General features: G+C 59.7%; 21 protein-coding genes and 1 other RNA gene. 9 read left to right on the forward strand and 13 right to left on the reverse strand.

The annotated features are described in order from the left end of the window. Positions 1-33 precede the first annotated feature (33 nt). Positions 34-804 carry an AMP nucleosidase gene (locus JAO77_RS01920; RefSeq protein ID WP_198988586.1) on the reverse strand — a complete coding sequence of 257 codons (771 nt, stop codon included), beginning with the start codon at positions 802-804 and terminating at the stop codon, positions 34-36. 247 nt (positions 805-1,051) lie between these two features. Between JAO77_RS01920 and JAO77_RS01925 the strand changes: the two genes are divergently transcribed. Both JAO77_RS01925 and JAO77_RS01930 read left to right on the forward strand, forming a co-directional pair. Then, positions 1,052-1,513: a type I restriction enzyme HsdR N-terminal domain-containing protein gene (locus tag JAO77_RS01925; RefSeq protein ID WP_198988587.1), complete on the forward strand. Its 462-nt coding sequence runs from the start codon at positions 1,052-1,054 to the stop codon at positions 1,511-1,513. 69 nt (positions 1,514-1,582) lie between these two features. Continuing rightward, positions 1,583-2,446 (forward strand): fumarylacetoacetate hydrolase family protein, encoded by an 864-nt coding sequence (locus JAO77_RS01930; RefSeq protein WP_198988588.1) that lies wholly within the window; start codon positions 1,583-1,585, stop codon positions 2,444-2,446. Positions 2,447-2,522: 76 nt separating this feature from the next. On the opposite strand, the gene JAO77_RS01935 is transcribed toward JAO77_RS01930, so the two are convergent. Then, on the reverse strand, positions 2,523-3,395 hold the full coding sequence (locus JAO77_RS01935; protein ID WP_198988589.1) for an SDR family oxidoreductase: 873 nt from the start codon (positions 3,393-3,395) through the stop codon (positions 2,523-2,525). Between the two features lie 165 nt (positions 3,396-3,560). On the opposite strand from JAO77_RS01935, the gene JAO77_RS01940 reads away from it, so the two are divergent. Next, positions 3,561-3,917, forward strand: a complete 357-nt coding sequence (locus JAO77_RS01940; protein ID WP_144851489.1) for a winged helix-turn-helix transcriptional regulator — start codon at positions 3,561-3,563, stop codon at positions 3,915-3,917. 74 nt (positions 3,918-3,991) lie between these two features. Here JAO77_RS01940 and ald read toward each other — a convergent pair whose 3' ends face one another. Both ald and JAO77_RS01950 read right to left on the reverse strand, forming a co-directional pair. Continuing rightward, positions 3,992-5,119: an alanine dehydrogenase gene (gene ald, locus JAO77_RS01945; RefSeq protein ID WP_144851491.1), complete on the reverse strand. Its 1,128-nt coding sequence runs from the start codon at positions 5,117-5,119 to the stop codon at positions 3,992-3,994. Between the two features lie 79 nt (positions 5,120-5,198). Beyond that, on the reverse strand, positions 5,199-5,705 hold the full coding sequence (locus JAO77_RS01950) for a VOC family protein (protein ID WP_198988590.1): 507 nt from the start codon (positions 5,703-5,705) through the stop codon (positions 5,199-5,201). A 121-nt stretch (positions 5,706-5,826) separates the two neighbouring features. Between JAO77_RS01950 and JAO77_RS01955 the strand changes: the two genes are divergently transcribed. After that, positions 5,827-6,108, forward strand: coding sequence for a hypothetical protein (locus JAO77_RS01955; RefSeq protein WP_198988591.1), 282 nt, complete (start codon positions 5,827-5,829; stop codon positions 6,106-6,108). Between the two features lie 68 nt (positions 6,109-6,176). On the opposite strand, the gene JAO77_RS01960 is transcribed toward JAO77_RS01955, so the two are convergent. Next, positions 6,177-7,112: a DUF1573 domain-containing protein gene (locus JAO77_RS01960; RefSeq protein ID WP_198988592.1), complete on the reverse strand. Its 936-nt coding sequence runs from the start codon at positions 7,110-7,112 to the stop codon at positions 6,177-6,179. A gap of 38 nt (positions 7,113-7,150) precedes the next feature. On the opposite strand from JAO77_RS01960, the gene JAO77_RS01965 reads away from it, so the two are divergent. Beyond that, entirely contained in the window at positions 7,151-9,577 is a 2,427-nt protein-coding gene (locus JAO77_RS01965) for an alpha-ketoacid dehydrogenase subunit alpha/beta (protein ID WP_198988593.1), read from the forward strand. Positions 9,578-9,785: 208 nt separating this feature from the next. Here the strand turns inward: JAO77_RS01965 and JAO77_RS01970 are convergent, their stop codons facing one another. Continuing rightward, a complete protein-coding gene (locus tag JAO77_RS01970; RefSeq protein WP_213019308.1) occupies positions 9,786-10,352 on the reverse strand; it encodes a hypothetical protein in 567 nt (188 codons plus the stop codon). 113 nt (positions 10,353-10,465) lie between these two features. On the opposite strand from JAO77_RS01970, the gene JAO77_RS01975 reads away from it, so the two are divergent. Next, entirely contained in the window at positions 10,466-11,464 is a 999-nt protein-coding gene (locus JAO77_RS01975) for an acyl-CoA synthetase family protein (RefSeq protein ID WP_198988595.1), read from the forward strand. 100 nt (positions 11,465-11,564) lie between these two features. Continuing rightward, a complete protein-coding gene (locus JAO77_RS01980) occupies positions 11,565-11,864 on the forward strand; it encodes an Imm32 family immunity protein (protein ID WP_198988596.1) in 300 nt (99 codons plus the stop codon). 62 nt (positions 11,865-11,926) lie between these two features. Here JAO77_RS01980 and JAO77_RS01985 read toward each other — a convergent pair whose 3' ends face one another. Both JAO77_RS01985 and rnpB read right to left on the reverse strand, forming a co-directional pair. Then, positions 11,927-13,096 carry a sigma-54-dependent transcriptional regulator gene (locus JAO77_RS01985; protein ID WP_198988597.1) on the reverse strand — a complete coding sequence of 390 codons (1,170 nt, stop codon included), beginning with the start codon at positions 13,094-13,096 and terminating at the stop codon, positions 11,927-11,929. Between the two features lie 143 nt (positions 13,097-13,239). Beyond that, positions 13,240-13,639: RNase P RNA component class A (gene rnpB, locus JAO77_RS01990), an RNA gene on the reverse strand. A gap of 164 nt (positions 13,640-13,803) precedes the next feature. Between rnpB and JAO77_RS01995 the strand changes: the two genes are divergently transcribed. Then, positions 13,804-15,231 carry an alpha/beta hydrolase gene (locus JAO77_RS01995; RefSeq protein ID WP_198988598.1) on the forward strand — a complete coding sequence of 476 codons (1,428 nt, stop codon included), beginning with the start codon at positions 13,804-13,806 and terminating at the stop codon, positions 15,229-15,231. Between the two features lie 6 nt (positions 15,232-15,237). Here the strand turns inward: JAO77_RS01995 and JAO77_RS02000 are convergent, their stop codons facing one another. The 5 genes from JAO77_RS02000 to JAO77_RS02020 form a co-directional block, all read right to left on the reverse strand. Beyond that, complete coding sequence (locus JAO77_RS02000; RefSeq protein ID WP_198988599.1) at positions 15,238-15,582, reverse strand: cupin domain-containing protein; 345 nt, start codon at positions 15,580-15,582, stop codon at positions 15,238-15,240. Between the two features lie 130 nt (positions 15,583-15,712). Then, positions 15,713-16,636: a metallophosphoesterase gene (locus JAO77_RS02005; protein WP_198988600.1), complete on the reverse strand. Its 924-nt coding sequence runs from the start codon at positions 16,634-16,636 to the stop codon at positions 15,713-15,715. Positions 16,637-16,726: 90 nt separating this feature from the next. Continuing rightward, the gene (locus JAO77_RS02010; protein WP_198988601.1) at positions 16,727-17,173 is read right to left on the reverse strand and encodes a hypothetical protein; all 447 of its coding nucleotides are present in this window, start codon (positions 17,171-17,173) and stop codon (positions 16,727-16,729) included. 317 nt (positions 17,174-17,490) lie between these two features. Continuing rightward, entirely contained in the window at positions 17,491-18,087 is a 597-nt protein-coding gene (locus JAO77_RS02015; RefSeq protein WP_198988602.1) for a hypothetical protein, read from the reverse strand. 165 nt (positions 18,088-18,252) lie between these two features. Further along, entirely contained in the window at positions 18,253-19,446 is a 1,194-nt protein-coding gene (locus tag JAO77_RS02020) for a Smr/MutS family protein (protein WP_235998177.1), read from the reverse strand. Between the two features lie 209 nt (positions 19,447-19,655). Between JAO77_RS02020 and JAO77_RS02025 the strand changes: the two genes are divergently transcribed. Further along, complete coding sequence (locus tag JAO77_RS02025) at positions 19,656-22,562, forward strand: alpha-amylase family glycosyl hydrolase (protein WP_198988603.1); 2,907 nt, start codon at positions 19,656-19,658, stop codon at positions 22,560-22,562. Positions 22,563-22,631: the final 69 nt, after the last annotated feature.

Genomic DNA, 22,631 nt, shown 5'->3' on the forward strand with positions numbered 1-22,631 from the left:
GCGAAATTCGTTAAATCCGCTACAATCTGCGGTCTATTCGAACTTCATGTGCTTGACTGATTCGCCCGAGTTTTTCAATTCTAGCAGCGAATCGATGCCAATGGCCAAGTGCCGCTTCACGAAATTGGCGGTCACTTTCGAGTCCGATTCCGACGTCTTCACGCCCTCGGGCGTCATGGGGTTGTCGCTCACCAGCAGCAGCGCGCCGTGCGGAATATCATTCATAAAGCCGCACACGAAAATGGTCGCCGTTTCCATATCCACGGCCAGGGCGCGCACCCGCTTGAGGTAATCTTTGAACTCCTGGTCGTGCTCCCACACGCGGCGGTTGGTGGTGTACACGGTGCCGGTGTAGTAGTCGAGCTCGTGCTTCTTAATCATGGAGGACACGGCGCGCTGCAGGCGGAAAGAGGGCAGGGCCGGGATTTCCTTGGGCAAATAATCGTCGCTGGTGCCGTCGCCGCGAATGGCCGCAATGGGCAGCACGAGGTCGCCGAGCTTGGTCTTCTTGAGGCCGCCGCACTTACCTAGGAACAGGGCCGCCTTGGGCTTGATGGCCGATAGCAAGTCCATGACCGTGGCGGCCATCGGCGAGCCCATGCCGAAGTTGATGATGGTAATGCCGCCCGAGGTAGCCGACTGCATGGGCTTGTCGGTGCCGCGCACCTCCACGCCAAACTGCTCGGCAAACATGTACACGTAGTTGCTGAAGTTGGTGAGCAGAATGTACTGCCCAAATTCGTTCAGAGCCACGCCCGTATAGCGTGGCAGCCAGTTGTTTACAATATCTTCTTTAGTCTTCATGAGGTGTATTGTTAGATGGTTAAATTATTGAAAATCATTGTCCTTGCGAGCGCAGCGCAGCAATCGCATCAAGACGAGCCTACCAAGTGTCACCGCGCTGGTGCGATTGCTGCGCTGCGCTCGCAAGGACAGGCGTTTTGTCACAGTGTTTTAAACTAAAAAAGCCGCCTACCCGGTAGGGTATGGCGGCGCGGCGGGTGGTGAACCCAGGCGAAATGCGACAGCCAAACCCATACCTTTGGAGGTGATGCAAGCGTTGGACCTGCCGCCTTTCGACTACAAAATTAGGCAAAATTCTGAGAATATCCCTGAAATATGGGATGAGCTGCGCCGCAAGTACGTGGTGCTGACCCCCGAGGAGTGGGTACGGCAGCACGTAGCGCAGTACTTGATGAAGCACCTAGGCTACCCCCGCGGCCTGCTGAGCCTAGAGCGCGGCCACCGCTACAACCAGCGCCAAAAGCGCACCGACCTCGTGGCGCTAGGCCCCGACGGCCGCCCGCTGCTGCTCGTCGAGTGTAAGCGCCCCAGCGTGGCCATTACGCCCGCCGTGGCCCAGCAAGTAGCCACCTACAACCAAACGATGCGTGCCCCTTTCCTGCTGCTCAGCAATGGCTTAGTGCATTACTGCTGGCGCGTTGATTTTGAACGCGGGGTAAATGAGCGCTTGGCGGACATCCCAACTTACGCGGAGGCGTCGGCCAGCTAGCGGCGGAAAAACCAGCACCAGTTACTGCGCCACCCCATCGCAGGCGGCCCGCCGGCCGTAGTAGGCAGTATGAAATTATTGCGCTTTGGCCCCATGGGCCAGGAAAAGCCGGGCGTGCTGACTACCGCCGGCCTCTCGCTCGACGTGTCGGCTTTTGGGGAAGACTACGACGAGAAATTCTTTGCTACCGACGGCCTCACGCGCCTCGCGGCTTGGCTCGATGTCCAAGCCACGGCGTGCCCTAGGGTACCCGTCGAGACCCGGCTCGGCCCCTGCGTGGCCCGGCCCTCCAAGCTCATAGCTATTGGGCTCAACTACCGCCAGCATGGCGCCGAAACCGGCCTAGGTACGCCTACCGAGCCCGTTTTCTTCCTGAAGGCGCCTTCCGCCATCTGCGGGCCCAACGACGAAGTGATATTGCCGCGCAATGCCACCAAGCTCGACTACGAGGCCGAGCTGGCGTTTGTCATCGGGCGCCGCGCCCGCTACGTGCCAGAGGCCGAGGCGCTCGGCTACGTGGCAGGCTATACTATTCTGAATGACTACAGCGAGCGGGCGTTTCAGCTGGAGCGCGGTGGGCAGTGGACCAAAGGCAAGAGCGCCGACACGTTCGCGCCCCTAGGTCCGTACCTCACGCTCGCCGCCGATGTGCCCAACCCGCAGAATTTGCCCATCTGGCTCACGGTCAATGGCGAGTCTCGGCAGAACGGTACTACTGCCGATATGCTGTTTACCCTGCCCAAGCTTATCAGCTACGTGAGCGAGTTTATGACGCTGCTGCCCGGCGACGTTATTACCACGGGCAGCCCGGCTGGCTCGGGCGTGGGGCTGCACCCGCCGCAATTTCTGCAAGCCGGCGATGTGGTGGAGCTGAGCATCGGCGAGCTTGGGGCGCAGCGGCAGCGCATCGTGCCGTTTCGCTTAGGCGAGTAATAAATACCTAGGACACAAAAAAGCCTCCGCAATCCGCTGCGGAGGCTTTTTTGTGTCCTAGGTCGCGTCAGGCTGCTTACAGCTTGTAAGCAGCTTTCAAGAACTCAGCCGCCGACTCGGGCTTGCGGCCGAGCAGCTTTTCCAGCGTGGTGCTGGGGAAATCAAACTCGTCATGCGCGATGGCCACACTGAAGCCCGCTGTCATGTGGATGGCCCCGGCAGGCACGCCAGCGGCTGCCAGCGCCGTACCAAATTCCTCGGCATCGGGCGACACGTACTGAATGGTTTTGCCTGACAAGTCGCTCAGTATCTTGGCAATGTCATGGAACGAATACGACGTGTTGTTAGAAATGTCGTAGCTCTGGTTTTCGTGGCCAGTGCCAGTGAGCACGGCCGCGCCAGCGGCGCCCATGTCGGCACGGCTAGCGAAGGGGACTTTGCCCTCACCGGCCGGCAGGTAGATAGTGCCGGTTTCGAGCACCGGGCCCATGAACAGCGGCAGCACCTCTAGGTACAGCGCGTTCTTGAGGATGGTGTAGGTCAGGCCCGATTCCTTCAGTAGCTTTTCAGTAATGAGGTGCGCTTCGGCGATAAAGGCGGCGGCCGACGAGCCATCCTCCGTTTTGCGCTGGAAGCTGGTGTACACTACGTGCTTCACGCCAGCCTCTTTGGCCGCATTGATAGCGTTGGTATGCTGGGGCACGCGGTTGGGTACGTCGTTGCCGGACACCAGGAATAACTTGTCTACGCCCTTAAAGGCAGCCACCAGCGAAGCATAGTCGTTGTAGTCGCCCTGCTTGATGGTGACGCCCTGGGCTTGCAGGTCGGCGGCCTTGGCGGGGTCGCGCGCCAGCACCGAAAGCTGGTCAGCGCTGCCGGTTTTTAGTAGGTTTTCGATTACGGCCTTACCTAGGCCGCCCGTGGCACCGGTTACAAGAATGTTGCTCATGATGAAATAGAAAGGTGGGGCGCCAGCCCCGGCGTTAGTAGGGAAGGAGCACCGGGCTAGGCAGCTGCCTTACCCCGATGACATGACAAAGGTCGTTATCTTTGCTTACTAAAAGTGAGCAGCTACCTGTAGGTAAGCGCTCACCTCCACGTAACCACTCCGCTTATGCCAGCCACCAGCATGGGGCACTGCCTCACCACGCTCCCCTCCCTACGCGATGCCCTTGAAGTAGTTAGTGGCAAGTGGAAGCTGCTGATACTAGTAGCGCTAGCTACTGGACACCAGCGATTTCGTGATATCGAACGCAGTATTCCTGGCATCTCGTCCAAGGTGCTAGCCAAGGAGTTGAAGGACCTAGAGCAGCACCAGCTCATCCGGCGCACCGTGCAGGAAGGCCCGCCCGTGCTCGTGACCTACGAGGTGCTGCCCTACGCCGATAGCCTCGACCCCGTCATTTTTGCCCTGCGCGACTGGGGGAAGAACCACCGCAAGAAAATCATGGGACCCGCAGTGGAAGCATAAAAAAAGGCCTGCCGGACAAGTGTCCAGCAGGCCTTTTTTGGTTGCGTGGACTTTGCAGTCCGCGCAACTACTACTTACACAGCGGCGCCTTCCAGCACCGAGTCTACATCCACCAGCGGCAGGCCCCAGGCTTCGGCCACGCCTTGGTACACCACGTCGCCGTGCACCACGTTCAGGCCGAGGCGCAGCGCTGCGTTGCGGCGGCAGGCTTCTTGCCAGCCTAGGTTGGCGAGCTGCACCGCGTAGGGTAGGGTAGCATTGGTGAGAGCTAGGGTGCTGGTGTAGGGCACCGCGCCGGGCATGTTAGCTACGCAGTAGTGCACCACATCGTCAATGATGAAGGTCGGGTTTTCGTGGGTGGTAGGCTTGCAGGTCTCGATGCAGCCGCCCTGGTCCACGGCCACGTCCACGAGCACAGTGCCGGGGCGCATGGTCTTGAGCATGTCGCGGGTGATGAGGTGCGGGGCCTTAGCACCCGGAATCAGCACGGCGCCCACCACGAGGTCGGCGGTCTTGATGGCTTCGCGAATGTTGTACTCGTTGGAGTACTGCGTCACCACGTTTTTGGGCATAAAGTCGTCGAGTTCGCGCAGGCGGTTTAGATTAATGTCCATCACCGTTACTTGCGCGCCGAGGCCAGCAGCCACCTTGGCGGCCTGCGTGCCCACGATGCCAGCACCCAGCACGAGCACGTGCGCGGGCTTCACGCCAGGCACGCCACCTAGGAGAATGCCGCGGCCTTTCAGGGGCTTCTCTAGGTACTTAGCGCCTTCCTGCGGGGCCATGCGGCCAGCTACCTCGCTCATCGGAATGAGCAGCGGCAGCGCCCGCGAGGGCAGCTCCACAGTTTCGTAGGCCAGGCAGATAGCCTTGCGCTCTACCATGGCGTGGGTCAGCTCCTCGCCGCTGGCAAAGTGGAAGTAGGTGAATAGCAGCTGGTTTTCCTTGATGAGCGGATACTCCTCAGCAATGGGCTCCTTCACCTTGATAATCATCTCCGACTGCTTGTACACATCGGCGATGGTCGGCAGCAGCGTCGCGCCCGCCGTTTCGTATTCCGCATCGCTGAAGCCCGAGCCTTCGCCCGCGCTTGCCTGCACGAAGAGCGAGTGGCCGTGCTTGCGCAGCTCAGCTACACCGGCGGGCGTTAGGCCCACGCGGTTTTCGTTATTTTTAATTTCCTTCGGAACGCCGATAATCATAAGGGTAGGAGGGGAGAAGTTGACGAGAATCCTGCCGCAAAGATACGCCCGCGGGTGCGCCTGCTTGGGCAGCCCGTGCTTACTCGGCCAGGCGCAACAGGCCTTGCATATCGAGCGGGTGGGTGTACATCGTCAGCTTGCCGTCGGGCGTGGTGGGCCACTCTGCCCGCGGGCGGTCCCAATACAACTCTAGGCCGTTGCCGTCGGGGTCGTCGAGGTAGATGGCCTCGCTCACGCCGTGGTCGGAGGCCCCGCGCAGCGGGTAGCTCGCCTGTATCAGGCGTTTCACGATGGTAGCCAGCTCGGCTCGCGTGGCGTACAAAATGGCCGCGTGGTAGAGCCCCGCTACGCCCTCGCGCTGGGCCGGCCCGCCGCCTCGGCTGTGCCAGGTGTTAAGCCCAATGTGGTGATGGTAGCCGCCCGCCGACAAAAACGCCGCCTGCCCACCGGCCAGCAACATTACCTCAAAGCCTAGGAGGTCATGGTAGAAAGCCAACGCTCGCGGCAAGTCCGTGACTTGCAGATGCACGTGGCCGATGCCGGTGCCAGCGGGGGCGGTGTAGGCCGGGAGAGTGGTAGGGTTCATGGTTGAAGAAGCTAGGTATATATGTAAAAATAATGTATGTACATGAATTGTTTTGACTAGGCTCGTTACCCTGTTATCTATGCTTTAGAAAGCTAGCCATAACCTGCTCTCTCAATTGTCAATGAATTCTGCAACAGAAATGGAGCTACGCAATGCCATGCTGCCACTATGGCTTGAGTATCCTGAAATACCACGCTATTCTATTGGTTGGCGAATGGGAACAGGAGAAGGCTATGCTTGGAAGTTTTCAGAATGGTGGGAAAAGCTGAGCCCAGCAGCGCAGCTAGAATACCAAACTCTGTATCCTGAGCCAGTAGGCTGGCGTGGCTGGTACGCCGAAGAGGATTGGGACGAAGTAGATGAAGAGGAAGCAGCTGATACGTATGGGTTAGATGGCTTTTAACCAAAAAGCCTCGCCACACTGGCAAGGCTTTTTGGTTAATGCAAACAAGAGACGCATGCAAGACGCTCTTACTTAAACGGCACCGATGCGCCGCTTTCTTTCACTAAGCTAGTCGGCACTAGGTCCTTCACCACGTTGGCCTTGAGCGTGAGCTTGGCATCGCCGTGCAGGTCGTTGGAAGCCAGCTTTACTTCTTCGATAGTGGCACCAACGTTACGTTGCGAGTACACCAGCTCAACCACGGCGCTCTGGCCGGGCTTGATAGTGGGCGGCACACCGCGGTAGCCTACGCAGTAGCAGGGCGACGAAATAGTGCTCAGTACAAGCTCCTTGGGTCCGGTGTTTTTGATGCCAATGCGGGCCACTGGCTGCTGCCCGGCTTCGATGCGGCCAAAGTCGTAGGTGCTGCGCTCGAGCACCAAGCGCGGCGAGGCGGCGAGCTGGGCCGGCGTGAGAGCAGCGCGCAGTTCTTCTTTGCTGAGCACCGTGCCTTTGAGGCTGAGTACCTTGGTGCCCTCGGTGGCGTTACTGACCACGGTCACGGTCTTGGCAAACACGCCGGGGCGGCCGGCGCTGTTATACACCGCCTTGATAACGCCCGACTTGCCGGGCAGCACCGGCGTTTTGGTCCAGTCGGGGGTGGTGCAGCCGCAGCTGGCCTGGGCGCTGGCAATGACGATAGGCTGGTTGCCGGTATTCTTAAACTTGAATTCATAACTGGCCAGCGTACCCTCGGGCACCTTGCCAAAGTCGTGGTCGGTGCGCTCGAAGGTAAGCACGCCCTGAGCGCGGCTCGCCAGAGCTAACAAGCAGAAAATAAGCGTAGAAACGTAGCGCATGGCCAGAATGCCGAGCCTGCGCTCGGCGCTTGGGATGAACAAAAAGGGCCCGTTGCTGGCTTTAAGGCAAATGCCCGGCCGGTGCACCCGCACCCCACCTAGGCCGGGTGCCATAAGCAAATATACGGGCTGCCCCCGGCCGCTTCCGTAGATTTGCAGCTGCATTCTACCCTTCCCCACCCGCTCACTCAACCTGCTCCGCCATGTCCGTGCCCCTGCTTGCTGCTACTGAAGCCCCGGCCCTCCTTGCGCTCACTAAAGCCGACATTCTCCAAGATTACCGCCTAGGTTGGGAAAGCCGCTACGCCTCGCTGGCCGGCCGCCGCGAGGTGTTTATGGGCAAGGCCAAATTTGGCATTTTTGGTGATGGCAAGGAGCTGCCTCAGCTAGCCATGGCCCACGCCTTTCGGGCCGGCGACCACCGCGCCGGTTACTACCGCGACCAAACCTTTATGGTGGCCATCGGCGAGTTGACCTGGGAGCAATATTTTGCCCAGCTCTACGCCACCCCCGACGCCGAGGCCGACCCTGCCACCGCCGGCCGCTGCATGAACGGCCACTTTGCCACCCGCCAGCTCGACGAGGATGGCAAGTTTAAAAACCAAGCTCAGGCCAAAAATTCGTCGGCCGATATATCACCCACCGCTGGCCAGATGCCGCGCCTCGTGGGCCTGGCCTACGCCAGCAAGCTTTACCGCCATAATCCCGAGCTGCACCAGTACAGCGACTTTTCGGTGAATGGTAACGAGGTCGCTTTCGGCACCATCGGCAACGCCAGCACCTCGGAGGGCATGTTTTTCGAAGCCCTGAACGCGGCCGGCGTGCTGCAAATACCGATGCTGGTGAGTGTGTGGGACGACCACTACGGCATTTCGGTGCCCGCCGAGTACCAGACTACCAAACAGAATATTTCGGCCCTGCTCGCTGGTTTTCAGCGCGAAGGCGAGGGCCAAGACGGATTTGAAATCTACGTGGTGCGCGGCTGGGACTACCCCGCACTGCTCGACACGTATCAAAAAGCTGCCGCCATTTGCCGGGCGGCCCACGTGCCCAGCTTGGTGCACGTGACCGAGGTGACCCAGCCCCAGGGCCACAGCACCAGCGGCTCACACGAGCGCTATAAGTCGAAGGAGCGTCTGAGCTGGGAAGAGCAGCACGACTGCCTGACCAAAATGCGCGATTGGCTGCTGACCGAAGGTATTGCGGGCGCCGACGAGCTGGCCCAAATTGAGAAAGTGGCCGCTGCCACCATCAAGCAGGCGCGCACGGCAGCATGGGCCGCGTACTTCAACCCCATTCAGCAGGAGCGCGACGAAGCAGCAAAAGTGCTCAACCAGCTGGTGGCCGACAACGGGGCCGAAAACCAGCTGGCCGAACTGGTCAAGAGCTTCCAAACCAACGTGACGCCCATCCGGGCCGACATCGTGCGCACCTTGCGCAAGGCCCTGCGCCAGGTGCGCGGCAACCGACCCACCGCCGGCCGCCGTGCTGCTCAGCGCCTGCTCGAAGAGTGCCTGGCCAACAGCGCCGACCACTACAACTCGTACCTCTTCAGCCAGAGCGACGAGGCCGTTGGCAACATCGAAGAAGTGCCCGCCGAGTACGCCGCCGACGCCCCGCTGGTGGATGGCCGCGAGGTGCTGCAAGCCTGCTTCACGGCTAACTTCGAGCGCGACCCTAGGGTGCTTGCTTTCGGCGAAGACGTGGGTTACATCGGCGACGTAAACCAGGCCTTTGCGGGCTTGCAGGCTAAGTTTGGTGACCTGCGCGTGACCGACACCGGCATCCGCGAATGCACCATTATTGGGCAGGGTATCGGCACGGCGCTACGCGGGCTGCGGCCCATTGCGGAGATTCAATATCTTGACTACCTGCTTTATGGCTTGCAGCCGCTCAGCGATGACCTAGCCTGCTTGCAGTACCGCACCAAGGGCGGGCAAAAGGCGCCGCTGATAGTGCGCACCCGCGGCCACCGGCTAGAGGGCGTGTGGCACTCGGGCTCGCCTATCCAAATGATTCTCGGCTCGATTCGGGGCATGCACCTGTGCGTACCGCGCAACATGACCCAGGCGGCGGGCTTCTACAACACGCTGCTGCGCAGCGACGAGCCGGCGTTGGTAATAGAGTGCCTGAATGGCTACCGCCTCAAGGAAAAGCTGCCCACCAACGTAGGCGAGTTTACGCTGCCCCTAGGTCGGCCCGAGGTGCTGCGCCAGGGCGAAGACATCACCATCGTTACCTACGGTTCGATGTGCCGCATCGTGCTCGACGCCGCCGCGCAACTCGCCGAGGTAGGCATTTCGGTCGAAGTGATAGACGTGCAAACGCTACTGCCCTTCGACACCGACCAGCTCATTGCCGATAGCCTGCGCAAAACCGGCCGCGTAGTATTTGCTGACGAGGATGTGCCTGGCGGCGCTACCGCCTACATGATGCAGCAGGTGCTCGACAACCAGAACGCCTACCAGCTGCTCGATTCGGCTCCGCGTTGCCTCTCGGCCCAGGCCCACCGCCCGCCCTACGGCTCCGACGGCGACTACTTCTCCAAGCCCAACGTGGAGGACGTTTTCGACGTGGTGTATGACATGCTACGCGAGGTGGACCCCGAGCAGTTTGCTCCTATTTACTAATCCTAGGTTCTGCATCAGGCTTGAATATTACCCCGTCTGTCATGCTGAGCTTGCGAAGCATCTTTTCACATCAGGGTGACCTTGCGTGAAAAGATGCTTCGCAAGCTCAGCATGACAAACGATTTTTGAAGGCTATCCCCTTGCCCTAGATATCAAAAAAGCCCGCCAGGGCTACTGGCGGGCTTTTACTAGCAAAAGGTAAAAAAACTTAGAGCTTAGGAATAACTAGGCTGGTCGTCTCAATTTCGTTGCTCTGGTGCAGGGCGCGGTCGTAGATGCTGACCTTAAACTTGATTTCTTGGCCGGGCAAGTACGGCGAACCTACGTAGAAGCCATACGCCCGCGTAAGCGTGCCCCGCAGAGGTGCCTTCCGATTATCAGTAGTAGGCGAAAGGTGGTCGAAGAGACTATACAGGTCGCGCTTGGGCAAGTAGTTGAAGAAGTAGCGCGCCGAGTCGAACCGCCCACCAGCGTTGACGTTCTTAATAAAGGCCGTGTTGATGTAATTGACAGCCGCCCGGTCTTTGCTGCCGTAAGGCGCAGACTGTGCTTCGACAGTATTCAGACCCAGGTCGCCGTCGCCATCCTGAAAGTTTACCGTAATGTACACCGAGTCGATGGGTACAGTAGAATTGGCTACAGTAAAGCGCTGCTGGCGAATATTATTAAAGCTTATTTCGGGCGTGTCGGGATAGCTTGGCTCTTGGAGGCAGCTGGTAAAGCCCAGCGCTCCCACGCTCAATAGTCCCACCACTCGGAGTAGTCGCAGATTCATACGCAAGAGAAAGTTATAGTAATACCGCCCGTGACTGGTGCCGAAGATACGCTGCTCGACAACGATGTGGCCCGCCCGATTGTTGTGAGCTTCCATAACCCCGCTAGTTTCCTATGAGTTTCCGCGCCGATTACCTCCGGCAACTGCCCCAGCTTACGGCGGCCACCGCCGAAGCGGCCGCCCTGCGCCTATACGCCTACCAGGCCCAGCACTGCCCACCTTATGCCGCGTATTTGGCGGCCCTAGGCCCCCGCGAGCCAGTGACCCGGATGACGGACATTCCGTTTTTGCCCATCGAGTTTTTCAAAACCCACGACGTGCGCACCGACCCTGCCGAGTGGCAGCCGCAGGAGGAGTTTAGGAGCAGTGGCACCACCTTGCAGCAGCGCAGCCGCCACCTGGTGCGCGAGCCAGCGCTGTACCGAGCTAATGCGGCCCGTATTTTCGAAGCTGTCTATGGGCCGCTCACCAGTTGGACGTTTCTAGGGCTGCTGCCTTCCTACCTAGAGCAAGGCGAGTCGTCGCTGGTGGCGATGGTGGCCGATTTTGCCCAGCGCTCAGGCCAGCAGCAAGAGGCCTTTTTCCTGCGCGACCACGCCGGTCTGCTGCGGGCCCTAGGGGAGGCCAAGGCGCAGCCGGGCCGCCGCGTCATGCTTTTCGGTGTCACCTATGCGTTGCTCGACCTAGCGGCCGAAGTAGGGACCGCGCCCGAGCTGCAAGGCATCACGGTGCTCGAAACGGGCGGCATGAAGGGCCGCCGCCGCGAGATGATACGCGAGGAGCTGCACCAAGAACTGCAGCAAGCATTTGGACCTGCGCCCATTCATTCCGAGTACGGTATGACCGAGCTATTGAGCCAGGCGTACTCGCCCGGCGACGGCCTGTTTTATGCGCCGCCGCAGCTGCAAGTACTGCTGCGCGACCCCGCCGACCCATTTTCGGTAGGGGCCGACCGGGCCGATGGTGCCATCAATGTCATTGACTTAGCTAACGTCGATTCTTGCGCTTTCATTGAGACCAAAGACCTGGCCCGTCGGCACGCCAATGGCGCCTTTGAGGTGCTCGGGCGCATGGATAACTCTGATATCCGCGGGTGCAGCCAGCTAGTGTAATAACCGACGACGCCATTTCAAATTACCTCATTTCGTAGCTATTTTGGTGATAATTACTTTTTAATACTTTTTGGAATAGACCAGATAATAATAAATAGCAATGAAATACAAGCAAACGAAAGGACACGAAATTCAAGGTGTTTTAGACGTATTTGTAGCTCACAATGAAGTCTTAATTCACGGAAATCCGGAAGGGCTAAAGTCGCTTGCGAAGCTGCTGGTGGAAATTGCGGAGCTCAATCAAGAGGAGATAGATGATGAATACCTGCCAATTGGGGCGAGAGAACATTACCTGTTGAGACCAGGACTCGAATTATCAGCCAGCTCCGACCAAGTGGTTGTGGGGAGAATTGATGCGAAAACCACTGGAGCATTCTACGCGCGGTATATTCCGAGCTAAAAAAGGCAGCGCCAGAATCAATTGATTCTGGCGCTGCCTTTTTTAGCTCGGAATGAAGTATGCTACTTCCCCGCAAATGACTTAGCATCGGCTTCTTCAATCGTAGCGTCGCTCATGATAACTAGGCGCTCGACCACGTTGCGCAGCTCGCGGATGTTACCACGCCAGTCGAGGCCTTGCAGGTACTTGAGGGCGGCGGGCGAAATTTTCTTGGGCTTGTCGCCGTAGTCGGCGGCAATGTCTTGCAAAAATTTCTGTACTAGGTCCGGAATATCATCGCGGCGGTCGTTGAGGGCCGGCACTTTGATGAGAATAACCGACAGGCGGTGGTATAAGTCTTCGCGGAAATTCTTATCGGCAATCTCTTGCAGTAGGTCCTTATTGGTGGCCGCCAGCACGCGCACGTTCACCGAAATCTCTTTTTCTCCGCCCACGCGGGTAATCTTGCTTTCCTGCAAAGCACGCAGCACCTTAGCCTGCGCCGAGAGGCTCATGTCGCCGATTTCGTCGAGGAAGAGCGTGCCGCCGTCGGCCTGCTCAAACTTGCCGATGCGCTGCTTTACGGCCGATGTAAACGAGCCTTTCTCGTGCCCAAATAATTCGCTCTCAATCAGCTCGCTCGGGATGGCTGCGCAGTTTACTTCTACCAGCGGGCCGTTGGCGCGGGGGCTAAGCTGGTGCAGCTGGCGAGCCACCATTTCCTTGCCCGCGCCATTGGGACCGGTGATGAGTACGCGGGCATCGGTGGGCGCTACCTTCTCGATGGCCTTGCGCACGGCCCCTAGGGTGGCCGAGGTGCCAATCATCTCGGAGCCCTTGCCGGTGCTCACGGCCAGTTTTTTCTTGAGCGTTTTGGTTTCGGTTACGAGCTTGCTCTTGTCCAAGGCGTTGCGCACGGTCACGAGCAGGCGGTTGAGGTCGGGCGGCTTGGGCAGAAAGTCGAATGCGCCTTTTTTGGTGGCTTCGACGGCTAGCTCGATGTTGCCGTGGGCCGAAAGCATGATAAACGCTGCGTCGGGGGCCAGCGTACGGGCGCGCTCTAATACTTCTAGACCATCCATGCGCGGCATTTTGATGTCGCACAGCACCACGTCATATTTCTGCTGGATGAGCAGGTCTAGGCCGGTGGGGCCGTCCTCGGCCTGGTCTACCTGGTAGCCTTCCAGCTCTAATATGTCCTTGAGGGCAAAGCGGATAGCTTTTTCGTCGTCAATGGTGAGGATGCGCGGCATTTTGCTTGTGGTTAACGTTTAATATTTAGTGATTAATAATTTATCGTCAGCGCTAAAAGGAGAGGGGCCACCCGTTAATCGCTAAACACTAAACGTTAATCACTAAAAAAGCGGCTGCCTCTTTGCAGAAGCAGCCGCCGAAATTAGGCAATGAGCCGATAAGCCGGGTTCTGTCCGCCCTGCACGGTTTCCCGTGGCGGCGGCCCCACCATTTATCTAGGCCTAGGGTCACCCCTAGGCTCCAGCGACCTACCCGCAAACCCGAGCGGGCCGCCCGGTGCCGCCCTCCAAGGAGCGCGACGTGTCTGCTTATTTGGTCTTGCAACCCCTGAGGTTTACCCAGCCGGCGTGGTCACCCAGCCGCTGGTGCGCTCTTACCGCACCTTTTCACCCTTACCCTTGCGGGCGGTTATTTTCTGTGGCACTGGCTGTCCTGGCCCGATTGGCCAGTCCTTCCCGTTAGGAAGCAGGGTGCCCTGCGTAGCCCGGACTTTCCTCCCCGCCCGCATTTGCGTTGGGCGCGGCGGTGGGGTGGCTCACTGCGGAGGCAAAGGTACGGCGTTTGGCGGCGTGCGGCTAGCTGATGTGTGTAAATGCGTTACTTGCGGCATCTTGAGCAGTGAACGCACTAAGAATCACTCCCTACCTCTATGTCGTTGCAAACACATACTTCCACAAGGCCAATTTATGCGGCAAGGCACTGGCGTTTGTTAATCACTTGCTTAGTAAGCTTGTGGAGCAGCAGTGGCTTTGGACAGGCATCACCGGTCTCCTCGTTGCGGGGCACGTGGGCGGGTACGATTAATTTATATGGCAGCTCGGCCTTGGTGCTGGTCGATTTTGCGGCGCAGCAGCAACCACCTGCGCGCAAACCGACGGTTGCGCTGCCCAGCCTAGGGCTGCACGCTATGCAAGTAGACCAGATTACCCTCGTTGGCGATAGCCTGCGGTTGCGTATCGGGGCACTGCCGGGCAGCTACGTGGCGCGCCGCACCACCGACACGCTGGGCCTAGCCGGCTACCTGTTGGCCGCAGGGCAGCGCTTGCCCTTGCGGCTGAGCCCCATAGCGCCTGCGCGCTTGGCCAAGCTACTGCCCGTGCGTACCCAGGTGCCCAGCCGGCCGGTGCCCTATCACGAGCTACCTATCACGTTTGCGGGTGGGGCGCCGGGGGTAACGCTGGCGGGCACCATCACGGCGCCGCCGAGCCGGCGTGGGCCAGCCATCGTATTTATTTCGGGTTCGGGGCCGCACAACCGCGACAGTGAGGAGTTTGGCCACAAGTCCTTCTTAGTGCCCGCCGATGCGCTGACGCGACAAGGCTTCATCGTGTTGCGCTACGACGAGCGGGGGGTAGGGGCCTCGACTGGGTACTACGCCACGGCAGGCACCGCCGACTTTGCGCGCGATGCGGCCGCCGCGGTGCGCGCCCTGCGCGCCGACCGCCGCCTGCACCTAGGGCCAGTGTTCGTGCTGGGGCACAGCCAAGGCTCGCTAGAAGCAGTGCAAGTGGCCGCGCAAGACCCAACGCTGGCCGGGGTAGTGCTGCTAGGTGGCATTGGCCAGCCCAACGTTACGCTGTACCAAGCGCGTACGCGGGCTAATTTTCAGGACCGCCTCGCTGCCGCGAGTGCGGCCGACAAGCCGGGTGTGGAGAAGTACATCCGGCTGCACGACAGGCTGACTGCCATTGCGGCGGCGGTGCCCGATAGTGCCGCCGCCCTCGCCCAAATGCAGCGCGAAGCGCCCGCCTTTGGGGTGAGCGCGGAGGAGGTTGCGTACTACGCGCCCACTTACCTAGAGCACACCATGCACGATATCCTGGCCCAGGACCCGACCCCAAACTTGCGCCAACTGAAGATGCCCGTGCTGGCCCTCACAGGCGAGCAGGACGCCGAAACGCCCGCTGCTACCCAGCTACCGGCTTTGCAAGCTCAGCTTCAGCAGGCTGGTAATCAGCACGTGACGGTAAAGACGATACCGCGGGTCAATCACTTCTTCCAAACCAACGTGCCCGGGCAGGAAAAGTCGTTGTTTGATAATCCAGAAACCTTCTCACCCGTCGAGTTGCAGCTGCTGGTGCAATGGCTGACGCAGCAGGCAGGCCTGGTGCCACCCGCTAAGCGGGCTAACTAAGCAGAATTAAGCGGGCAAAAAATCGAGCCGCACGGGGCTGAACGAATCGAGCAGCGTTCCTGCCTGCCGGGCCACCACACCGTGTGGCACGTTAGGGGCGGCGTAGAAGGTATCGCCGGCCTGCAGCACACGGGTTTCGTCGCCCACTGTAACCTCAAATTCGCCGCTTTCGACGTAGGAAATCTGGCTGTGCACGTGCTGGTGCAGGGCTCCCACTGCGCCGGTTTCAAACTCCACCTTTACCAAAAGTAGGTCGTCGTTGTAGGCCACTAGAGTGCGGCGCACGCCGGGGCCAGTAGTTTCCCAGGCTAGGTCCGCGGCGGGGCTGAAGGCAGGGGTGGAGTGAGTCATTGTTAACTAAGCTTATTTTTTTATCAGTCATGCAGAGCGCAGCGAAGCATCTCGCGTGGTGCAGTATTCTCAGTCGCTAGGAACGAAGCGAGCGAGATGCTTCGCTACGCGCTGCATGACAATCGTATTTCTACGCCACCCACACTAGCTTGTCGGCGCTGAGCACTTGCTCGCCATCCCAGCGGTAACCCACGAGCTGGCCGCCCTTGGCCACGCTGTAGTCGAGGCACACGGCGTGGGGCTGCAGAAGTTGTGGCGTGCCGCGCAGCCAGTAGTGGCCGAAGAATACGGGCGTATCGTCTTGGTAATAAGACGAGTCTAGGTTGGCAAAATCGACAGCTTGGCCTTGCAGCTCGGGCAGGTCTTCGAGGTAATAGTGAGCGTAGCTGGGGGCCGTGGCTGGGTCTTGCCACCAGCGCACGCGCATGAGCTCGCGCGGGTGGCCATCTTTGTCAAAGAAGCGGACGCCCTTGGGCAGGCGTACCTCACGGCCTTTTAGGGTGGTTTCGGTGGCTTCGTACTCGGGCGAGCCGCGGTGGGCGGCCCGCAGCATAAACTCGGGCGTGAGGCGCAGGTCCGGTAGTTCACCGCGCAGGTAGTCTAGGTGCCGGGGCTCCCAGCAGGCGTGCACGGCGCGCAGGCCGGGCAGCTCCAGGGCCAGCGGCAGCGTGAGAAACCATCCTAGGTAGTCTTGCCACTCTTGGAAGAGCTCGGGTGTGGCAAACTCCGTGATGGTGCGGTAGTGCTGCTTGATGTGCCAGGGCCAGTGCGGCCGAATGTGGCCGCCCGTGGGGTAGGTCTGCCAAAAGGCAAGAGCATTGTACTCGTGGTTGCCCAGGATGGCGAGCGCCGCGCCACCGTCTACCATGCTGCGCACTAGCTGCAAGGTTTCACGGATTTTGGGGCCGCGGTCGATGTAGTCACCCAGAAAAATAACCTGCCGGCCCGCCGGGTGGCGCGGCACACCCGCAGTATCGGGATGGTAGCCTAGGTGGTTGAGTAAGGCCCGCAGCTCATCGGCGTGGCCATGAATGTCGCCAATGAGGTCGTACATGCCAGAGTGAAAACTAACTCGAAATAAACTTTAGCGGAGCTTCGCCCTAGGTGGGCAAAGCTCCGCTAAAGGTGCTCGTGTGTGGGGCGGCTATTGGGCCATGGCCAGCTGCTGCCGCAGGGCGCGCTTGGTGAGCGGGCGCAGCTTGCCATCTAGACCTTCGCTGTAAAAGTGCTCAGTGATAACGTGCGTGTAGCGGCCGTTTTGAACGGGACGCTGGCGACTGTATATCACCAGGCCATTCTGCTGGGGTTGAATTTTATAAGGCTTGTTATCAACGAGCCGGAATGTCTGGCCGTGTTTATTGGAGTAGCCCCAGGCGTGCGTGCGGGGTACCCGGTGCACGGCGTAGGTGTTGGCGTGCACTACCTCTATGTATGGTTGGGCAGTACCTAGGTCGCTAACGGCGCCCGGCTGCGCGGGACTATTCTCGACGTACTCTTGGCTGCTAGTGTACACGCCCGGCTGATATTGCGCCAAGGCCGAAGTGGCCCCAGCCAACAGGCTGGCAGCGAGGGAGAAAAACAAAGCTTTCATGGGTAGGAAGGGTGGGTAGGGTAGTAAGAAGTATACGCGCTGCCAACCAGTGAGTTCAGCGCCTGGCTACTTTAGTCGCACCAGCGTGGCGCCGTAGCCAAACTTTTCTTTTTGCGCCTCCTCAAAAAACTTGATATCCTTGTTGCGATAGTAAAAATCGTCAAGGTCTTCGGCAGGGTCATACTGTCTTAGTACAAGACTGGCTTTAAGCGTACCAATTCTACTAACTCATGCAGGTATCAATACAAAAATTAAGTAAAGGATAACTACCAGTCAAGCTAGGTTGAAATAGGCGCTGTAGAACTGTATAATTTAACTTACCGGGTGGCAGGAGCCAGTGACTGCCGGTACAGCGCGACCACACGGTAAGTGTTGGGGTCGGAGCCCTGCTGTTCGCGAGCAGTCAAGGAGTGAAATAAGCGTTGGTCGAGCAGTTGCACGAAAGCGAGATTGGTAGCAAACGTACGCTTTAATCTTTTCCTGGTTAATAGTTGCACGGGGCCGTTAAGGCCATTGCTGAAATAATACCTAGTGGTATGTTGCAAGGACGTAGCAGTGGCTACATAGGCTGGGTCAGGCAGGTATTCCTGATGAGAATAAAGCACTAGGCTGTCAACTTGCTCTATCCGAAACGCTTGTTGCCGGTATACGCGGTACGCAGCACCGTTGGCTGCGGCGTAGCCCCAGGCGCTATCCAGGGCCACTTTTGTGCGGCCGCGGCCACCTGCGGCCGCCGTTTCCACAAAAAGCTTACGCTGAAAAAGTACCCGTCCGGCCTGAGTGCCGGGCGTATTGGGCCGCTGCTGCCGAAACGAAGCCACCGATTTGTAGATGCCCGTTGGGTAAACTAACCGGCTCGATTGACAGGCCGCCAAGCCGAGCGCTAGGCTGGCCGCAACTAGAAAGTACCGCATAGCTGATTAAGCGAGTAATAAGGTGAGCAACTATCGGGAAGGCACTTGTCTACGGATAATAAAAGAAAGAGCCTAACAGGATATGGCCCTTGTACCACATCCTGTTAGACTATTTCTTATTCACAACTACCTATAGCATTTGCTTGCGGCCAGAGCCACCCCGGCTTACTTCAGCCGCACCAGCGTGGCGCCGTAGCCGAATTTCTCTTTCTGCGCCTCTTCGAAAAACTTGATGTCCTTGTTGCGGCTCAACTGGCGGTGAATTTCCTTGCGCAGCGTGCCATTGCCGGCACCGTGGATGAAGATGATTTCGTGCATGTTAGTAGCCAAGGCGCGGCTCAGGGCGTCCTCGAAGGCATCAAGCTGGAGGCGCAGCATGGCCGTGTTGCTGAGGCCTTCGGCGCCTTCGGGGCGCAGGGCTTCGATGTGTAAGTCAAACTCGTGGGGCGGGGCCACAATGGCGGCCGCTGGCTTGGGCGGCGCGGGCGCGATGGCTGCGGGCACCGGCGCGGGCTTGTCGCCCCCTAGGGCCTGCTGAAGCGCGTTGGCTTGTTTGGCGTCGAGGGCGGGCGCGGGGCCAGCCGCGGCCGCTTCGAGGGCGGCTTCGGCTTGGGCCAGGCGCTCGGGGTTGAGGGCCGGGGCAGGCCGCTCATCGAGCTGAAACAAGTAAGCCTCTTTGCCAATAACCGGCGCCGGGCGGCGGCTGGTGTAGAAGGTGCTGGCCTTAAACGACTGGCGCTTGGTGAGCAGGTCGTAGGCCGCATCGCTGTTTAGCTTGAAACTCAAGAGCTGAAACACTACGGCGGGCCACTGCTCAAAGTCCTTGAGGTGCAGGTGGGCCAGCGGGGCACTGGCGGCTTTGGCCTTGAGCTTATCGGCAGCTAGGGCGCGGTACTTACCCTGGCGCTCCTCGCCGTAGGTATACACCACTTCGGCCTCGGTATTGTTGAGCAGGTGCAGGGCCAGCAGCTCGGGGGCCTGGTGTACCAGGGCTAGGTACAAGCCTTTGGCCGCGGGGGGCGGTGGGGTAGCGGCGGCCGGGCGCGGCGGCATGGCGGCGCTGGGGCCAGGGGCCGGCGCTTTAGCGGGGGTAGGGGTAGGCGCGCCGGGGCGCGGGGGCTTAGCCTGGCCACCTAGGGGCTTGTTTTTCTTGCTGCCGGTGGCAGGGCGAGTGGGCTCGGGAGCGGGGCGGCGGAAGGCCTGGCCTTCCTCGGCGGCCACGGGCACGAGCTCGCGCAGCAGCACCGGAATGGTGAAGTCGTTATCAATGGCTACTTCTACCAGCTCGCTGTCGAGCACGCGGGTGATTATACCTTCTTCGGTGCCGGTGAGCAGACGGACGCGGTCTCCAACGTTCATAATATTCAATGTAATGCGAATGCTACGGATACGCAGCCTGGGCGCAAAGGTAGGCGCACGGCCCAGCGTCGGCCCTAGGGGCTGCAGCCCGAGGCTGTTTGTTCGAAATCGATTTCGGAATACGAATCGGCTTGTACCTTAGCCGTTCCTAAGCCCGGCTGGCCGTTTGCGCTGGCGGGCCTTTTATCTTTTCCCCACCCATTACTTCTATGAAAAAACCTCGACTCTGGGGGTTAGGCTGGCTGGCCGTGCTGCTGGCCGGCTGGGTTTCGGCAGCCCATGCCCAAGCTGTTTCACCGGTGAGCGTAAGCCCGGCGTTCTTCACCGACACCACGCCCATCACCCTCACCTACGACGCCACACTGGGCAACGCGGGCCTGGCCAACTACACTGGCGACGTGTACATCTACACGGGGGTAATCACCAACCTGAGCACCTCGCCCAGCAATTGGCAGCACGTGGTAAATCCCACTGGCTTTGGCACACCCACCGCGGCCGAAAAGATGACGGCCATCGGCAACCACAAATACACCATCAGCTTTACGCCGCGCACGTTTTACCCCGGCTTGGCGTCTTCGACCGAAACGGTGAAGCAGCTGGCCATGGTGTTTCGCGGGGCTAATGGCTCGCCCGAGGGCAAGGGCGTCGGCAACACCGACATTTATGTGAACCTAGGGCTGCAAGTGGCCTTCACCAGCCCCAGCGCTACCACTACAGTAGCCGCCGGCACCTCCGTTGCCGTGACCGCCACGGCCAACGTAGCCGCTACGCTCACCCTCACCCTCAACGGCACCCAGGTAGCCCAGCAGGCCAACACCACCACGCTCTCGGCCAACGTCACCGTCAATCAGCCCGGCGTGAACACGTTGGTAGTCAGTGGCACCGATGGCAACGTGACCTCTACGGCCACGGCTACCGTGCTGGTGCCGCCCACCGTGACCACCGCGCCGCTGCCCGCTGGCGCTAAGGCTGACGGCATTACTTACCTGAATGGGGGCACGTCGGCCATTCTGAGTTTGACCGCGCCTAAGAAGAGCTACATCTATGTGCTGGGCGAGTTTAATAACTGGCAAACCTCGGAGGCCGGCCTGCTAAAGAAAACCGCGACCGTGGACACCGACGCCGCCACCGGCCGCTGGTGGGTGCAGGTCGATGGCCTGACGCCGGGGCAGGAATACGCCTACCAGTTTCTAGTAGATGGGCAGCTGCGCATCGCTGACCCGTACTGCGAGAAAATTCTGGACCCGGACAACGACAAGTTTATTCCGGCCGAAACGTACCCAAACCTGAAAGCCTACCCCACGGGCAAAACCACGGGCCTGGTGTCGGTACTGTCGCCGGGCGAGGCGGCCTACACTTGGACGACCACCAACTTCCAGCGCCCCGCCCGCGCCAACATGGTGGTGTATGAGCTGCTGGTGCGCGACTTTGTGGCCCGCCACGACTACCAGACCCTGCGCGATACCCTAAGCTACATTCAGCGCCTAGGGGCCAATGTGATTGAGCTGATGCCGATTAATGAGTTTGACGGCAACGAGAACTGGGGCTACAGCCCGTCGTTTTACTTCGCCCCCGACAAGTACTATGGCACCAAGAACAACCTAAAGGCGCTCATTGATGAGTGCCACAAGCGCGGCATCGCGGTGGTGCTCGACATGGTGCTGAACCACTCGACTGGCAATAGCCCGATGGTGCAGCTTTACGGCAACGTGACCACCGGCCCCACCGCCGACAACCCGTGGTTTAACACCTCGGCCCCGCACCCCTATAGTGTATACAATGACCTCAACCACGAGAGCGCCTACACGCGCTACTTCAGCAAGCAGGTGATTAAATTCTGGCTCCAAGAATACCACATCGATGGCTACCGCTACGACTTGGCGGGCGGCTTTAGCCAAGTGGCAAAAACGGAGGCCACTTTCGAGAACTACGACGCCACGCGCGTGGCCATTTGGAAAGATTATTACGATGCGCAAATGAGCGCCGACAATGGCGCGGGCTCGTACCCCATTCTGGAGTTTTTTGCGAAAGGTGTATCCGACACCAACCCCACCGACGAGGGCAAGGTGCTGAGCGACTACGGCATGATGCTGTGGGGTAACCTCAACCATAGTTACAACGAGGCCACTATGGGCTACCTAGGTGGCTCGGACCTGAGCTATGGCTACTACGGCGGCCAGGGTGGCCGCAACTGGGGCCAGCCCAATGTGATAGCCTACATGGAAAGCCACGACGAAGAGCGCCTGCAGTTCAAGAATAAGACCTACGGCAACAGCAACAATAGCGCCTACGACGTGAAGAACCCAGCCATTGGCTTGCAGCGCAACGAGCTGGCTGCGGCCTTTTTCTTCACCCAGCCCGGTGCGCGCTTGGTGTGGCAGTTTGGCGAGCTGGGCTACGACTACAGCATCAATACCTGCGCCGACGGCACTACCATCAACAACGACTGCCGCACCGGCAACAAGCCCATCCGCTGGGACTATTACAAAGACGCCAATCGCCGCCACCTTTACGACACCTACCGGGCGCTCATTGCCCTCAAAAAGCAGCCCGCCTTTGCCGCCCCCACGGCCTACACCCAGACCCTAGGTGGCAATGTGGCAGTGAAAACCATAAGTCTCACTGGGGCCGAGCTGAGCGTGGTGACCGTCGGCAACTTCGACGTGACCGCACAAACGGCCACCGTCACGTTCCCGCAGATTGGTACCTGGTACAACTACCTCACAGGCGAGCAGTTGACCATTGCTAGCACCAACCAGACGATGACCTTGCAGCCCGGCCAGTACGCCGTGTACACCAGCCGCCAACTCACCAAGCCCACCGGCACCACATTGGCTACTACCGGCGCCCAGGCCGCCTCTGTATTTAAACTTTCGCTGGTGCCCAACCCCGCAGCGGGTACCACCACTGTAGCCTACGAGCTGCCTACCGGTACCACCGCCACCATCGCGGTGCAAAACCTGCTGGGCCAAACCGTGCGCCAGCTGGCCCCGGCCCGCCAGGTCGCGGGCGCGCAGGCGCAGAGCCTATCACTGCAAGGCCTGGCCCCCGGCGTGTACCTCGTGAAGCTGCAAGCCGGCGACCAAGCCCAAACCGCCCGCTTGCTGGTCAACTAAATCACCCCTTTTTGGGTTAATATCAGAAGCCCCGCTGCCCGGCAGCGGGGCTTTTTTTGGCCTTACTTT

It is taken from the genome of Hymenobacter sp. BT559 (genome assembly GCF_016427535.1).
Taxonomy (GTDB): Bacteria; Bacteroidota; Bacteroidia; order Cytophagales; family Hymenobacteraceae; genus Hymenobacter.

What these genes read in the sequence shown, in the direction of transcription:
- JAO77_RS01920 (WP_198988586.1), bottom strand. Translation starts at nt 804, where the DNA reads ATGAAGACTAAAGAAGATATTGTAAACAACTGGCTGCCACGCTATACG.
- JAO77_RS01925 (WP_198988587.1), top strand. Translation starts at nt 1,052, where the DNA reads ATGCAAGCGTTGGACCTGCCGCCTTTCGACTACAAAATTAGGCAAAAT.
- JAO77_RS01930 (WP_198988588.1), top strand. Translation starts at nt 1,583, where the DNA reads ATGAAATTATTGCGCTTTGGCCCCATGGGCCAGGAAAAGCCGGGCGTG.
- JAO77_RS01935 (WP_198988589.1), bottom strand. Translation starts at nt 3,395, where the DNA reads ATGAGCAACATTCTTGTAACCGGTGCCACGGGCGGCCTAGGTAAGGCC.
- JAO77_RS01940 (WP_144851489.1), top strand. Translation starts at nt 3,561, where the DNA reads ATGCCAGCCACCAGCATGGGGCACTGCCTCACCACGCTCCCCTCCCTA.
- ald (WP_144851491.1), bottom strand. Translation starts at nt 5,119, where the DNA reads ATGATTATCGGCGTTCCGAAGGAAATTAAAAATAACGAAAACCGCGTG.
- JAO77_RS01950 (WP_198988590.1), bottom strand. Translation starts at nt 5,705, where the DNA reads ATGAACCCTACCACTCTCCCGGCCTACACCGCCCCCGCTGGCACCGGC.
- JAO77_RS01955 (WP_198988591.1), top strand. Translation starts at nt 5,827, where the DNA reads ATGAATTCTGCAACAGAAATGGAGCTACGCAATGCCATGCTGCCACTA.
- JAO77_RS01960 (WP_198988592.1), bottom strand. Translation starts at nt 7,112, where the DNA reads ATGCAGCTGCAAATCTACGGAAGCGGCCGGGGGCAGCCCGTATATTTG.
- JAO77_RS01965 (WP_198988593.1), top strand. Translation starts at nt 7,151, where the DNA reads ATGTCCGTGCCCCTGCTTGCTGCTACTGAAGCCCCGGCCCTCCTTGCG.
- JAO77_RS01970 (WP_213019308.1), bottom strand. Translation starts at nt 10,352, where the DNA reads ATGAATCTGCGACTACTCCGAGTGGTGGGACTATTGAGCGTGGGAGCG.
- JAO77_RS01975 (WP_198988595.1), top strand. Translation starts at nt 10,466, where the DNA reads ATGAGTTTCCGCGCCGATTACCTCCGGCAACTGCCCCAGCTTACGGCG.
- JAO77_RS01980 (WP_198988596.1), top strand. Translation starts at nt 11,565, where the DNA reads ATGAAATACAAGCAAACGAAAGGACACGAAATTCAAGGTGTTTTAGAC.
- JAO77_RS01985 (WP_198988597.1), bottom strand. Translation starts at nt 13,096, where the DNA reads ATGCCGCGCATCCTCACCATTGACGACGAAAAAGCTATCCGCTTTGCC.
- JAO77_RS02000 (WP_198988599.1), bottom strand. Translation starts at nt 15,582, where the DNA reads ATGACTCACTCCACCCCTGCCTTCAGCCCCGCCGCGGACCTAGCCTGG.
- JAO77_RS02005 (WP_198988600.1), bottom strand. Translation starts at nt 16,636, where the DNA reads ATGTACGACCTCATTGGCGACATTCATGGCCACGCCGATGAGCTGCGG.
- JAO77_RS02010 (WP_198988601.1), bottom strand. Translation starts at nt 17,173, where the DNA reads ATGAAAGCTTTGTTTTTCTCCCTCGCTGCCAGCCTGTTGGCTGGGGCC.
- JAO77_RS02015 (WP_198988602.1), bottom strand. Translation starts at nt 18,087, where the DNA reads ATGCGGTACTTTCTAGTTGCGGCCAGCCTAGCGCTCGGCTTGGCGGCC.
- JAO77_RS02020 (WP_235998177.1), bottom strand. Translation starts at nt 19,446, where the DNA reads ATGAACGTTGGAGACCGCGTCCGTCTGCTCACCGGCACCGAAGAAGGT.
- JAO77_RS02025 (WP_198988603.1), top strand. Translation starts at nt 19,656, where the DNA reads ATGAAAAAACCTCGACTCTGGGGGTTAGGCTGGCTGGCCGTGCTGCTG.